This window comes from Staphylococcus pasteuri, from assembly GCF_030547725.1.
Classification (GTDB): Bacteria; Bacillota; Bacilli; order Staphylococcales; family Staphylococcaceae; genus Staphylococcus; species Staphylococcus pasteuri.
In genome coordinates this window covers 1-271 of the sequence record NZ_JAUOQO010000347.1, presented here as the reverse complement: position 1 = coordinate 271, position 271 = coordinate 1, and the positions used below count along the sequence as shown (strand labels likewise).

General features: G+C 35.1%; 1 protein-coding gene. It reads right to left on the bottom strand.

Annotation, left to right across the window (positions count from 1 at the left end):
• Positions 1-271, bottom strand: a 271-nt coding sequence (locus tag Q4528_RS13940; RefSeq protein ID WP_303522184.1) for a WecB/TagA/CpsF family glycosyltransferase, incomplete at both ends; no start/stop codon positions are given.

The following is a 271-nucleotide window of genomic DNA, read 5'->3' as shown; positions in this document are numbered from 1 at the left end:
CGATTCACCTTCCCAGCCACCACATCAAAAGTACCCCCTACACCCATAACAAAATCAACACCTAATTTATCTTGCCATTTATTAATAAAATTTTCTTTTTTTGGAGAGGTAATCGCAACAAACAATAACTTAGCGCCAGACTCTCTTATTTTAGTAACAACAGCTTCTTCGTCATCCCAAAAATAGCCATTGTTATAACCTGCAATATTTAAATTTGGATTTTGTACTTTAGCTATTTCTACCGTTTTACTTACTACGTACTCAGTAGCAC